12 protein-coding genes are annotated in these 12,153 nt (G+C 67.1%); 9 read left to right on the forward strand and 3 right to left on the reverse strand.

Features of this window, described 5'->3' with window-relative positions:
- Window positions 1-3: 3 nt before the first annotated feature.
- The 3 genes from QMO14_RS07510 to QMO14_RS07520 are packed head-to-tail and all read left to right on the forward strand — an operon-like array spanning window position 4 to window position 1,602.
- Window positions 4-570 (forward strand): RDD family protein, encoded by a 567-nt coding sequence (locus tag QMO14_RS07510; protein ID WP_301505744.1) that lies wholly within the window; start codon window positions 4-6, stop codon window positions 568-570.
- Window positions 567-980, forward strand: coding sequence for a diacylglycerol kinase (locus QMO14_RS07515; RefSeq protein ID WP_301505745.1), 414 nt, complete (start codon window positions 567-569; stop codon window positions 978-980). The genes QMO14_RS07510 and QMO14_RS07515 overlap by 4 nt, the downstream gene beginning before the upstream one ends.
- A 31-nt stretch (window positions 981-1,011) precedes the next feature.
- Window positions 1,012-1,602, forward strand: coding sequence for a TIGR00730 family Rossman fold protein (locus QMO14_RS07520; RefSeq protein ID WP_301505746.1), 591 nt, complete (start codon window positions 1,012-1,014; stop codon window positions 1,600-1,602).
- Between the two features lie 126 nt (window positions 1,603-1,728).
- Here QMO14_RS07520 and QMO14_RS07525 read toward each other — a convergent pair whose 3' ends face one another.
- The gene (locus tag QMO14_RS07525; RefSeq protein ID WP_056518066.1) at window positions 1,729-2,067 is read right to left on the reverse strand and encodes a P-II family nitrogen regulator; all 339 of its coding nucleotides are present in this window, start codon (window positions 2,065-2,067) and stop codon (window positions 1,729-1,731) included.
- Window positions 2,064-3,761, reverse strand: coding sequence for an NAD+ synthase (locus tag QMO14_RS07530; RefSeq protein ID WP_301505747.1), 1,698 nt, complete (start codon window positions 3,759-3,761; stop codon window positions 2,064-2,066). The genes QMO14_RS07525 and QMO14_RS07530 overlap by 4 nt, the downstream gene beginning before the upstream one ends.
- Before the next feature lie 19 nt (window positions 3,762-3,780).
- Here QMO14_RS07530 and QMO14_RS07535 point away from each other — a divergent pair, with 19 nt between their 5' ends.
- From QMO14_RS07535 to QMO14_RS07545, 3 genes are all read left to right on the forward strand, one after another.
- The gene (locus QMO14_RS07535; protein WP_301505748.1) at window positions 3,781-4,935 is read left to right on the forward strand and encodes a GNAT family N-acetyltransferase; all 1,155 of its coding nucleotides are present in this window, start codon (window positions 3,781-3,783) and stop codon (window positions 4,933-4,935) included.
- Window positions 4,936-4,994: 59 nt separating this feature from the next.
- Window positions 4,995-5,747 carry a hypothetical protein gene (locus tag QMO14_RS07540; protein WP_301505749.1) on the forward strand — a complete coding sequence of 251 codons (753 nt, stop codon included), beginning with the start codon at window positions 4,995-4,997 and terminating at the stop codon, window positions 5,745-5,747.
- A 102-nt stretch (window positions 5,748-5,849) separates the two neighbouring features.
- Complete coding sequence (locus QMO14_RS07545; protein ID WP_301505750.1) at window positions 5,850-6,491, forward strand: lysozyme inhibitor LprI family protein; 642 nt, start codon at window positions 5,850-5,852, stop codon at window positions 6,489-6,491.
- A 1-nt stretch (window position 6,492) separates the two neighbouring features.
- On the opposite strand, the gene ppa is transcribed toward QMO14_RS07545, so the two are convergent.
- Window positions 6,493-7,020: an inorganic diphosphatase gene (ppa, locus tag QMO14_RS07550; RefSeq protein ID WP_093195507.1), complete on the reverse strand. Its 528-nt coding sequence runs from the start codon at window positions 7,018-7,020 to the stop codon at window positions 6,493-6,495.
- 256 nt (window positions 7,021-7,276) lie between these two features.
- On the opposite strand from ppa, the gene QMO14_RS07555 reads away from it, so the two are divergent.
- The 3 genes from QMO14_RS07555 to QMO14_RS07565 are packed head-to-tail and all read left to right on the forward strand — an operon-like array spanning window position 7,277 to window position 12,123.
- Window positions 7,277-9,793 (forward strand): sodium-translocating pyrophosphatase, encoded by a 2,517-nt coding sequence (locus QMO14_RS07555; RefSeq protein ID WP_301505751.1) that lies wholly within the window; start codon window positions 7,277-7,279, stop codon window positions 9,791-9,793.
- Window positions 9,794-9,795: 2 nt separating this feature from the next.
- Window positions 9,796-10,164, forward strand: a complete 369-nt coding sequence (locus QMO14_RS07560; protein ID WP_301505752.1) for a nuclear transport factor 2 family protein — start codon at window positions 9,796-9,798, stop codon at window positions 10,162-10,164.
- Between the two features lie 57 nt (window positions 10,165-10,221).
- Window positions 10,222-12,123 carry a YhgE/Pip domain-containing protein gene (locus QMO14_RS07565; RefSeq protein ID WP_301505753.1) on the forward strand — a complete coding sequence of 634 codons (1,902 nt, stop codon included), beginning with the start codon at window positions 10,222-10,224 and terminating at the stop codon, window positions 12,121-12,123.
- Window positions 12,124-12,153 lie beyond the last annotated feature (30 nt).

Here is a 12,153-nt window from a genome sequence, read left to right on the forward strand (position 1 = left end):
TCGATGGTTTCCATTTCTCCCGAAGCTTCGGGCTCCGACCAGCCCGCCTCGCCCTCCCCTTCCGCAACCAGCGCTCCTGTTTCGATAGTGCCCGGCCTCTGGCGCCGCATGGCCTGCTGGCTCTACGAAGGCATGCTCCTGTTCGCGGTGGTGTTCGTCTCGGGCTGGCTCTTCAGTACGCTGGGCCAGATGCGCGACGCCATGGATTCGCGGCGCCATCTGTTCCAGGCTTTTCTTTTCGTTGTATTCGGCGTGTACTTCGTCTGGTTCTGGACCAAGGGCCAGACCCTCGCCATGAAAACCTGGAACATCCGCATCGTCGACGTGCACGGCCGGTCCATCAGCCAGCGCCGGGCACTCGCGCGCTATCTGCTGAGCTGGGTCTGGTTCCTGCCGCCGCTGGCAGCCATTGCGCCCTTCAAGCTGTCGGGCGGCGAATCGACCGTGCTGATCTTCGGCTGGGTGGCCATCTGGGCCCTGCTGGCACGCTTTCACCCCGACCGCCAGTTCTGGCACGACGCCTGGGCCGGTACACGGCTCATCACCTCCAAACCGATGAGCCGCCGATGAGTGCCGTGCCGAAACCAAAGCTTCCCGATCCCGCCGTCAACCCGCAGAAGGCCCGCAAGGGCTTCGAGCGCGTCTGGCATGCCACGCTGATCTCCCTGCACGGTCTGCGCGCCGGCTGGAGCGAGCCCGCGTTCCGGCAGGAAGCCATCCTGTCGATCGTGATGATTCCAGCCTCCTTCTGGCTGGGGCGCAGCTGGGTCGAAGTGGCACTGCTCGCGGGCAGCGCCATCCTCGTGATGATCGTGGAGCTGCTCAACACCGCCGTGGAAGCCGCCATCGACCGCATCGGACCGGAATGGCACGACCTCTCCAAGCGCGCCAAGGACATGGGCAGCGCCGCCGTGCTGCTGTCGCTCACACTGTGCGGTGGCATCTGGGTGGCTGCGCTATGGCAGCGCTTCATGTCATGAGACGGCCCACCGCCTGCGGCATGATGGCGGGATGACTCCTGAATTTTCGATCTGTGTGTACTGCGGCTCGCGTCCTGGCGAGCGCCCTGAATTCACTCAAGCCGCGCAGGCGGTCGGCCAATGGATCGGCCAGCGTCGCGGCCAATTGGTCTACGGCGGCGGCCGCACCGGGCTGATGGGCACGGTGGCCGAAGCCACCCGCCAGGCCGGCGGCCGCGTCGTCGGCATCATTCCCAAGGCGCTGGTCGACAAGGAACTGGCCAACCCCCTGTGCGACGAGCTGCACGTGGTCGACACCATGCACGAGCGCAAGGCCATGATGGGCGAACGCGCCGACGCCTTCGTCGCCCTGGCGGGCGGCATCGGCACCTTCGAGGAACTGTTCGAGATCTGGACCTGGCGCCAGCTCGGCTACCACGACAAGCCCACCGGCATCCTCAACACCGCCGGCTACTACGACGGACTGCTGAGCTTCCTGGCGCACAGCGTGCGCGAGGGCTTCATGGGCGAGTGGCAGATGAGCCTGATCCGCACCGGCACCGACGTGCCCGAACTGCTCACCGCGCTGCGCGCCGAGGTGCCGCTGCACCCGCGCGAGGACAGGCTCTCGGAAAACCTCTGATCATCGGGCAGAGTCCGGAAGTCATTCCAGAAACACCGAGGAACCGGCTTTGCCGGGCTCAGGTGTTGCCCCCGGCAGGGGATAGGCGAAGCGACACGAAGTGCACGCAGCCTGGGGGCAAGCCAGTTACACGGCGTTTTCGTTTTCCTCGCCGGTACGGATGCGTACGATGCGCTCCACGCCGGTCACGAAGATCTTCCCGTCGCCGATCTTCCCGGTGCGCGCGGAATTGACGATGGCCTCGATGCAGCGCTCCACGTCAGCCTCGTTGACGACCACTTCGACCTTCATCTTGGGCAGGAAGTCGACCACGTACTCGGCACCACGGTAGAGCTCGGTATGCCCCTTCTGGCGGCCGAAGCCCTTGACTTCGGTCACGGTCAGGCCGGTGACGCCCACTTCGGCCAAGGCCTCGCGCACGTCCTCGAGCTTGAAGGGTTTGACGATGGCGGTGATCTGCTTCATGGTTTTTGCGCTCCGGCGGTTTCGTTGAATTTGCTGGTGATAGGGTAACGCCAATCCTTGCCGAAGCTTCGATGGGTGACCCGGATGCCTACCGGCGCCTGGCGCCGCTTGTATTCGTTGATCTTGATCAGCCGCGCCACCCGCTCGACCACCGCGCGCTCGTAGCCGGCTGAAATGATCTCGTCGATGCCCTCGTCGTCCTGCATGTAGCGTGCCAGGATTCCGTCGAGGATGTCATAGGGCGGGAGGCTGTCCTGATCGGTCTGGTCGGGCCGAAGCTCGGCGCTCGGGGGCCGCGTGATGATCCGCTCGGGAATCGGCTCGCTGCCCGTGCCGTACGGATCGTGGGCGTTGCGCCAGCGCGCCAGCGCGAACACCGTGGTCTTGAGCAGGTCCTTGATGACCGCGAAGCCGCCCGCCATGTCGCCGTACAGCGTGCAGTAGCCGGTGGCCATCTCGCTCTTGTTGCCGGTGGTGAGCACGATGGAGCCGAACTTGTTCGACAGCCCCATCAGCAGCGTGCCGCGGATGCGGGCCTGGATGTTCTCCTCGGCCGTGTCCTCGGGCCGGCCCTTGAATTCCTCGGCCAGCGCACCCTTGAAGGACTCGAAGGTATGCCTGATGGAAATCTCGTCGTAGCGCACGCCCAGCCGGCCAGCCATGTCACGCGCGTCGATCCAGCTGATGTCGGCGGTGTAAGGCGAAGGCATCATCACCGCGCGGACCTTGTCCTTGCCCAGCGCATCGACCGCGATGGCGAGCACCAAGGCGGAATCGATGCCGCCCGAAAGCCCCAGGATGGCGCCCGGAAAGCCGTTCTTGCCGATGTAGTCGCGCACCCCGAGCACCAGCGCGTCCCAGAGCTGGGCTTTGGCGTCGCGCGGCGGCGCCACGGCAGCCGGATCGGCCACGAAGCTCACGCCGCCCTGCGGCTTGCGTTCAAGCTGCGCGAAAACCAGCTTCTCCCGGAAGCTCTCGGCCTGCATCGCGGTGGATCCGTCGGCCTGCAGCGCGAAGGAGGCACCGTCGAACACCACTTCGTCCTGCCCGCCGACCAGATGCGCATAGACCAGCGGCAGTCCCACCGCCCGCGCCCGGTCGGCCATGCGCGCGACGCGCTCGCCTTCCTTGCCCACGTGATAGGGCGAGGCATTGATCACCGCCACCACCTCCGCACCACTTTCGCGCGCCAGTTCGGCCGGCTGGTCGAACCAGGCGTCCTCGCAGATCAGCAGGCCGATCGAGACGCCCTCCACCTCGAACACGCAGGTGCCCTGCCCCGGCTTGAAGTAGCGGCGCTCGTCGAACACCTGGTAGTTGGGCAGCTCGCGCTTGGCGTAGGTTTCGAGAATGCGACCTTCCTTGATGACGCTGGCCGCGTTGTGCCGCATCTGCACCGCCACCGAACGGCTGCGCAGGCTGCCTCCGGTCGGATGCCCCACCACCACGACCATGTCTTTGAGGTCGGCCAGAGCGGCGGCGATGCCTTTCACGGCATCATCACACGCTTCGGTGAAGGCGGGGCGCAGGAACAGGTCCTCGGCCGCGTAGCCGGCAATCGAGAGTTCGGGCGTCAGCAAGAGGCGCGCACCCTGGGCATGGGCATCGCGTGCGGCATCGACGATCTTTTTCGCGTTGCCGGCGAGGTCGCCCACCACAAAATTGAGTTGCGCGATGGCGAGCTTGAGCGTCATACAGAAGGAAGAAAAAGGCTTGAACGATTATGTCATTCGGGTTCTGCCGTCTCCGTCGGACGTGAGCCCGGAAGCATGGAATGCGCTGCTGGCCGCCGAGGCCGAGCCGTCGCCCTTCATGCGCCACGAATACCTCTCGGCCCTGAACGACAGCCGCAGCGCCACGCCCGAGAGCGGCTGGATGCCGCAGTTCGTCACGCTGTGGCAAGGCGAGCAGTTGCAGGCAGCATGCCCGCTCTACGTCAAGGACCACTCCTACGGCGAATACGTCTTCGACTGGGCCTGGGCCAACGCCTACGAGCAGCATGGGCTCGCGTACTACCCGAAGGCGGTGGTGGCGGTGCCCTTCACGCCGGTGCCCGGCGCACGGCTGCTGGCGCGCGACGCGGAAAGCCGCACTCTGCTGGTGCAGGGCCTCGTCGCGCTGTGCAAGCAGCTGGAGCTGTCGTCGCTGCACCTTCTTTTCGGGGCGGATGCGGACATCGCCGCATGCACCGATTCAGGCCTCATGCTGCGCAACACAGTCCAGTTCCATTGGACCAACGCCCAGTACCCCGACTTCGACGCCTTCCTCGCCAGCCTCTCCCACGACAAGCGCAAGAAGATCCGCCAGGAGCGCCGCAAGGTGGCCGATGCCGGCGTGAGCTTCCGCTGGTCGCGCGGCGCGGACATCGGCAAGGCCGACTGGGATTTCTTCTACCGCTGCTACGAGCGCACCTACCGCGAACACGGCAACCCGCCCTACCTCACGCGCGACTTCTTCCGGCGCATGGCCGACACGATGCCCGAGGCCTGGCTGCTCTTCATCGCCGAGCGCGACGGCAAGCCCATGGCGAGCAGCCTGATCGCGCTCTCGACGCAGCCCGACAGGCCACTGGTGGCCTACGGCCGCTACTGGGGCGCGATGGAGCGCGTCGACTGCCTGCACTTCGAGGCCTGCTACTACCAGCCGCTGGCCTGGTGCATCGAGCATGGCGCGMAGCGCTTCGAGGGCGGCGCACAGGGCGAGCACAAGATGGCACGCGCGCTGATGCCGGTGAAGACCACCAGCGCCCACTGGCTGGCACATCCGTCCTTCGCCGACGCGGTGGAGCGCTTTCTCGAACGCGAGGGCGCGGGCATCGAGAACTACATGGACCACCTGGGCGAGCGCAGCCCCTTCAAGTCAGTCTGAGTGCCATTCGGGACTGCTATAAAAGCGCCCGACATCCACAACAACTCAGAGAGAAATCGATGCCATTCCTCGGACTGGGCCTGCACATCCTCATTGCGCTGTTCTTCGCCGTGCATGCGATGCGCCACGGCAAGCAGATGTATTGGCTGCTTATCCTCTTCAGCTTTCCGCTTCTGGGCAGCATCGTGTACTTCGTGGTCGAGTACCTGCCCGCCTCGCGCATGCAACGCACCGCCGGCAAGGTGGCGACTGCGGCCATCGGCTTCATCGACCCCGAGCGCGAGTACCGCGCCGCTTCCGAAGCCTACGACCTCGCTCCCACCGCCCAGAACAAGCTGCGCCTCGCCAAGGCCGCGCTCGACAAGGGCCAGGCCGCCGATGCCGTCGGCCACTACCGCGATGCACTGAAGGGCCCGCTGGCCTCCGACCCCGAGTTGCAGTTCGGCCTGGCCAGCGCCCTGCTCGCCGCAGGCGGAGCCACGGCCGGGAGCGACGCCCTGCAGGCGSTGCAGACGCTGCGCTCCACGCGCGATGACTATCGCAAGGACGAAGTGGCAGTGCTCACCGCACGCGCCCTCGCCGCCAACGGCCAGCAGGCCGAAGCACGCGCAGCCTTCGAAGACGCGCTCAGCCGCTACAACACCGTCGAGGCCCGCGCCCGTTACATCGCATGGCTCGCCCAGCAAGGCGATGCCGCCGGCGCGCAGCGCCAGTGGGACGAGCTCCAGCAGGCCGCGCGCCACTGGAACTCGCACGCACGCTCGGTCAATCGCGAATGGATGCGGCTGGCCGGCGACGCGGTTCGCGGCTGACACGCCTGCCTCTCTGTCCAAGGGCATAGCGCCCTTGTCCTTTTGGCACATCGACGGCGCTCCGGGTCTCTTCTAGCATCGGCTTCGAGGAGAGACCCCAGCATGCAGACATTCACACGCCGGGCCGTCGCGGCACTGTGCTTCATGACGGCCGGCTCGTGGGCCATGGCCGCCAGCTTCGACTGCGCCAAGGCCGGCAACGCCACCGAGAAGGCCATCTGCGCCGACCCCGGCCTGTCGCGGCAGGACGAAGCAATGGCGGCGCTCTACAAGCGGCAGGTCGAGATGCCCGGCACCGGCCAGTGGCCCACCCTCCTGAAACGCGACCAGCGCGACTGGATCGCGGTTCGCAACCGCGAATGCAAGGGCAACGCGGATTGCCTGAAGGAAGACTACGAGCGGCGCATCAACTACCTGAGCCACCCTCTGCTGCAATGGATGGGCCGCTATGTGGAGGGCCGGTGCCCGAAGGACGGCCGCTTCCTCGATGTGACGCCCGAGGTGGGCGGCACGCTGAGCATCGATCTCTACGTCTGCCCCGATCCGCGCGGCAACATGCTGCTGCAGGGCAAGAACGTGCTCGACGGGCAGCGGCGCCTCGTGGTACGGGAGGCCGGGGGCTGCACCCGCACGCTCCAGTTCGACACCGACCGCGTCAGCGTCTCGGACGGGCCGGGCTGCGCGCCGTCGCTGGCTGGCAGCCTCGTGCGCGACCCGCGCCGCTCGCCCTTCGAGAACGAATAAGTTACTTCTTGTAGTTGGCGACGCCGTCCAGGATTTCCTTCTTCGCCGAATCGATGCCTTCCCAGCCCAGCACCTTGACCCACTTGCCGGCTTCCAGGTCCTTGTAGTGCTCGAAGAAGTGGCTGATGGCCTTCAGGCGCATCGGGTTCACGTCGTCCACCGACTTCCAGTGGCTGTAGATGGGCAGCACCTTGTCGGTGGGCACGGCGAGCACCTTGCCGTCGACGCCGGCTTCGTCTTCCATCATCAGGATGCCCAGGGGGCGGCACGGCACCACCACGCCCGGCAGCAGGGGGTACGGCGCGATCACCAGCACGTCGACCGGGTCGCCGTCGCCCGACAGGGTCTGCGGCACGTAGCCGTAGTTGGCGGGGTAGTACATGGCCGTCGTCATGAAGCGGTCGACGAAGATCGCGCCCGATTCCTTGTCCACTTCGTACTTGATCGGATCGGCGTTCATCGGGATTTCGATCACGACGTTGAAGGCATCGGGCAGGTTCTTGCCGGGGGAAACTTTGTCGAAGGACATGACGTTTTTCGAGTAGTTGAAAAGTATGGGAGAGACGGGGACAAACCCTGAGTTTACTTTCCGTGTCACCGGCCGGTCGCACACGCATCTGTTTTTGCCTGTAAATTGCGACCGTTGGCCAATCGGCTCCGCACCCCCGGTGCAGTGAGCTTCGAGGAAGCAACGCGGCGGAAATCACGGTCCCGTACGCGTTGCACGCAAAGGGCCCGTGCTGTCCGTCTCCACTAGTCACAACGAACGAATGGAGAAGCAAAGCATGATCGGCAACACCCCCCTGATACTGGCCATCGTCTGCGGTCTCGTGGCCGTGGCCTACGGTTTCTGGGCCCGAAGTTGGATTCTCTCGAAGGACGCGGGCAACGCCCGCATGCAGGAGATCGCGGCGGCCATCCAGGCCGGCGCCTCGGCCTACCTCGCCAAGCAATACAGCACGATCGCCGTCGTCGGCATCGTGCTCGCGATCCTGATCGCCGTGTTCCTCGACCTCACCACCGCCGCCGGCTTCATCGTGGGCGCGGTGCTCTCCGGCGCCTGCGGCTTCATCGGCATGAACGTCTCGGTGCGCGCCAACGTGCGCACCGCGCAGGCGGCCACGCACGGCATCGGCCCGGCGCTGGACGTCGCGTTCCGCGGCGGCGCCATCACCGGCATGCTGGTGGTGGGCCTGGGCCTGCTGGGCGTGTCGGCCTTCTACTGGGTCTTGATCGGCAGCAGCACGCCGGCAGCGGGCCACAGCCTCGCTGCCACCCTCAATCCGCTGATCGGCTTCGCCTTCGGCTCCTCGCTGATCTCGATCTTCGCGCGGCTGGGCGGCGGCATCTTCACCAAGGGCGCCGACGTCGGCGCCGACCTGGTGGGCAAGGTGGAAGCCGGCATCCCCGAGGACGATCCGCGCAACCCCGCCGTGATCGCCGACAACGTGGGCGACAACGTCGGCGACTGCGCCGGCATGGCGGCCGACCTGTTCGAAACCTATGCCGTGACGCTCATCGCCACCATGGTGCTGGGCGCGCTGATGGTCGCGGCGGCGCCCACCAACGCGGTGCTGTATCCGCTCGCGCTGGGCGGCGTGTCGATCATCGCGTCGATCATCGGCTGCTTCTTCGTGAAGGCCTCGCCGGGCATGGTCAACGTGATGCCGGCGCTCTACAAGGGGCTGGCGGTGTCGGGCATTCTGTCGCTGATCGCCTTCTGGTTCGTCACCAGCTGGCTGATTCCCGACAACGCCATCGCCGCCAGCGGCAGCCAGTTGAAGCTGTTCGGCGCCTGCTTCGTGGGCCTCGCGCTGACGGCCGCACTGGTGTGGATCACCGAGTACTACACCGGCACGCAGTACAAGCCCGTGCAGCACATCGCGCAGGCCTCGACCACCGGCCACGGCACCAACATCATCGCGGGCCTGGGCGTGTCGATGCGCTCCACCGCCTGGCCGGTGATCTTCGTCTGTATCGCGATCCTGGCCGCCTACTCGCTGGCTGGCCTCTACGGTATTGCCGTGGCCGCCACGTCGATGCTGAGCATGGCCGGCATCGTGGTGGCGCTGGACGCTTACGGCCCCATCACCGACAACGCCGGCGGCATCGCCGAGATGAGCGAGCTGCCCGACAGCGTGCGCGCCGTGACCGACCCGCTCGACGCTGTGGGCAACACCACCAAGGCGGTGACCAAGGGCTACGCCATCGGCTCGGCGGGCCTGGCCTCGCTGGTGCTCTTCGCCGACTACACGCACAAGCTGGAGAGCTTCGGCCAGGCGATCAGCTTCAACCTGAGCGATCCGATGGTGATCGTCGGCCTCTTCATCGGGGGGCTGATTCCCTACCTGTTCGGCGCGATGGCGATGGAGGCCGTGGGCCGCGCGGCCGGCGCGGTGGTGGAGGAAGTGCGGCGCCAGTTCCGCGACATCCCCGGCATCATGGAAGGCACCGGCAAGCCCGAGTACGGCAAGGCCGTTGGCATGCTGACCGGCGCGGCCATCAAGGAAATGATGATCCCCTCGCTGCTGCCGGTGCTGGTGCCGATCGTCGTCGGCCTGGTGCTGGGGCCGAAGGCGCTGGGCGGGCTGCTGATGGGCACCATCGTCACCGGCCTGTTCGTCGCCATCAGCATGTGCACGGGGGGCGGCGCCTGGGACAACGCCAAGAAGTACATCGAGGACGGCCACTTCGGCGGCAAGGGCAGCGAGACGCACAAGGCCGCCGTCACCGGCGACACCGTGGGCGACCCCTACAAGGACACGGCCGGCCCGGCGGTGAACCCGCTGATCAAGATCATCAACATCGTGGCGCTGCTCATCGTGCCGCTGGTGGTGAAGTTCCATGCGGGCGATGCGGCTGCCGCGGCTCCGGCGAAGGTCGAGACACCGCCCGCCGCGATGGCGCCGGCGGCCATGGCTCCGACGACGCCTGCCGCAGTGGTTGCATCGGGCGCCGTATCGGCCGCCGAAGCCGCCGCGGTCAAGGTGGAGAACGGCGTCGTGAAGTTCTACTTCGCGAGCGCCAGTTCCGAAGTGGCGCCGAACGCCAAGGAGGCGCTGGCCGACGTCATCAAGGCCGTGCAGAGCGGCAGCACCGTGCTCGTGAGCGGCTACCACGACGCCAGCGGCGATCCGGCGAAGAACGCCGAACTCGCCAAGCAGCGTGCGATGGCCGTGAGCGATGCGCTCAAGGCAGCCGGCGCTCCCGCCGACAAGATCGAGCTGGCCAAGCCCGAGCAGTCGCAGGCCGATGGCCCGGCTTCGGAGGCACGCCGCGTCGAAGTCAAAGTAAAGTCCTGAGAATGCCCACGCCCGAACGACTCGAATCATTCATCGCCGCCGTCGAAGGCGGCGCGCATGCCAAGGCCATCGAGGACTACTACACCGAAGATGCCACCATGCGCGAGAACCAGGCCGAGCCCCGGCGCGGCCGCAGCACGCTGGTGGCGCAGGAAACCGCCGTGCTCGACCGCACCGAAACGGTGGTCTCCACCTGCGTGCGGCCGGTGCTGGTGAACGGCGACCACGTGGCGATCCACTGGATATTCGAGTTCACGTTCAAGGGCGGCGGCAGGATGCGCATGGAAGAAATCGCCTGGCAGCGCTGGGAAGGCGACCGCATCGCCGAAGAGCAGTTCTTCTACGACCCCGCGCAGCGAAAGCCGGGCTGACCAGCGCTTTCTTCGCGCGACCCACCGCCATGGCGCTGCAGGCAGCCTCCTAGCCCCATGCGATACCTCCAGGCACTGTTCGTCGGCACCTGGGCCATCGCCCGGGCCGAGCTGGCGATCGTGCGGCGCTTTCCGCGCATCCTGCTGGCCGTGGTGGCGGTCGGCGTGGTGCCTGCGATCTATGCGCTGATCTATCTCTCAAGCGTGTGGGATCCGGCCGGCCACACGGCCGACCTGCCCGCCGCCATCGTCAACCAGGACCAGGGCGTGACCTACATGTCGCGCACGGTCAATGTGGGCGACGAGCTCACGCACACCCTGCTCGACAAGCGCGCCTTCGGCTTCCGCACGATGACCGACGCCGAGGCCGCGCGCGCCGAGGTGCGGCGCGGCACGCTGGCCTTCGCACTGCTGATCCCGCCCGACTTCAGCGCCAACGCGGTGCCCGGCACGCAGCGCGGTGCGGGACAGATCGTGGTCTACACCTCCGAGGGCAACAACTACAGCTCGGCCGGCCTGGCGCGGCGCTTCGCGGGCGAGCTGGGGCACCAGGTCAACGAGATGCTCAACGAGCAGCGCTGGGGGCTGGTGCTTAGCGCAGCGTCCGGCTCGCAGGCACGGCTCGACAAGCTCAAGCAAGCGCTGATGGAGCTGCGCGACGGCAGCCAGGCGCTGGCCAGCGGCGCCGCCCAGTACGGCGCGGCGGCCCAGCAGGTGGGCAGCGGATTCAAGCAGCTCAACGGCGGCATCCGCACCATCGAGTCGAAGCTACCGGCCGATGCCGACCTGCGAGCGCTCAAGGCCGGCTCGCAGCAGCTCGCGTCGGGCCAGCGCGAACTTGGCAGCGGGCTCGCGCAGATCGGCGACGGGCTCGAGCAGCTCGAAGGCGGCGCCGGCCAGCTAGGCGACGGCGCGCGCAGGATGCAGAAGGAGACCGCCGACATCCCCTTCGTGGGCGATCGCATCGCCAAGGGCGCGGGCGAGCTCGCGGCCGGCGCCGACAAGCTGCGCGGCGGCATCGAGCAGGCGCAGGCCGCCATGACGAAGGCGCAGGACGGCAGCCACAAGCTCGCGGCGGGCGCGACGGCCCTCGACGGCGGCGTGGTCAAGCTCACCGACGGCATGACGGCGCTCGCCGCCGGCATCCACACCATGTCCGGCAAGCTGCCGCCCGACCGCAAGCTCGACGAATTCGTGCAGGGCGGCGCGCAGCTCGCCCAGGGCGCGGAGCGCCTGTCGACCGGCGTGCGCACCATCGAGGCCGCCCTGCCCGCTTCGATCACCCGCATCCAGGGCAGCGCCTCGGGGCTGGCCGACTCGGTCGAGCCCAAGGTCGAAGTGGTGGCGCCGGTGGCCAACAACGGCAGCGCCTTCGTGCCCAACATGGTGTCGGTGGCGCTGTGGATCGGCGCGGTGATGGCGGGCTACCTGTTCAACATCCGCATCGTGCTGTCGGAGCACAGCCACTATCCGAAGCTCGCGAAGACGCTGGGCAAGATCACCATGCCGGCGCTCATCGTGCTGCTGCAGGTGGCGCTGGTGCTGGCGACGCTGGTCGGCGTGCTGCGGGTGCAGGCGCCGAACGTGCCGGCGCTGGCGTTGACGATGGCGCTGGCCTCGCTGGTGTTCCTGGTGGTGCTTTTCGCGATCCTGCATGTGTTCGGCGATTTCGGCCGCATCCTCACCKTGCTGCTGCTCACGCTGCAGCTGTCGGCCGGCGGCGGGGTGCTGCCGGTGGAGCTTTCGGCCGGCTTTTTCCGTGACGTGCACGGCTGGCTGCCCTTCAGCTGGGTGGTGCAGGCCTTCCGCGCCGTGATGTTCGGCGCCTTCGACAACGGCTGGGCGCATGCCTGCGGGGCTGTGCTGCTGTCGGGTGCGGTGGCCGTCGGGCTGATGGCGCTCTTCGGCAAGTGGAACGAAGTGCTGCCGGCGGACTACAAGCCGACGATCCAGGTCTAGGCACGTCTATGTGACATCGATGATGTAACA

The sequence above is a fragment of the Variovorax sp. CAN15 genome, from assembly GCF_030462475.1.
GTDB lineage: Bacteria > Pseudomonadota > Gammaproteobacteria > Burkholderiales > Burkholderiaceae_C > Variovorax.

Coding starts and splice junctions, on each gene's coding strand:
- QMO14_RS07510 (WP_301505744.1), top strand. CDS start 4: ATGGTTTCCATTTCTCCCGAAGCTTCGGGCTCCGACCAGCCCGCCTCG.
- QMO14_RS07515 (WP_301505745.1), top strand. CDS start 567: ATGAGTGCCGTGCCGAAACCAAAGCTTCCCGATCCCGCCGTCAACCCG.
- QMO14_RS07520 (WP_301505746.1), top strand. CDS start 1,012: ATGACTCCTGAATTTTCGATCTGTGTGTACTGCGGCTCGCGTCCTGGC.
- QMO14_RS07525 (WP_056518066.1), bottom strand. CDS start 2,067: ATGAAGCAGATCACCGCCATCGTCAAACCCTTCAAGCTCGAGGACGTG.
- QMO14_RS07530 (WP_301505747.1), bottom strand. CDS start 3,761: ATGACGCTCAAGCTCGCCATCGCGCAACTCAATTTTGTGGTGGGCGAC.
- QMO14_RS07545 (WP_301505750.1), top strand. CDS start 5,850: ATGCAGACATTCACACGCCGGGCCGTCGCGGCACTGTGCTTCATGACG.
- ppa (WP_093195507.1), bottom strand. CDS start 7,020: ATGTCCTTCGACAAAGTTTCCCCCGGCAAGAACCTGCCCGATGCCTTC.
- QMO14_RS07555 (WP_301505751.1), top strand. CDS start 7,277: ATGATCGGCAACACCCCCCTGATACTGGCCATCGTCTGCGGTCTCGTG.
- QMO14_RS07560 (WP_301505752.1), top strand. CDS start 9,796: ATGCCCACGCCCGAACGACTCGAATCATTCATCGCCGCCGTCGAAGGC.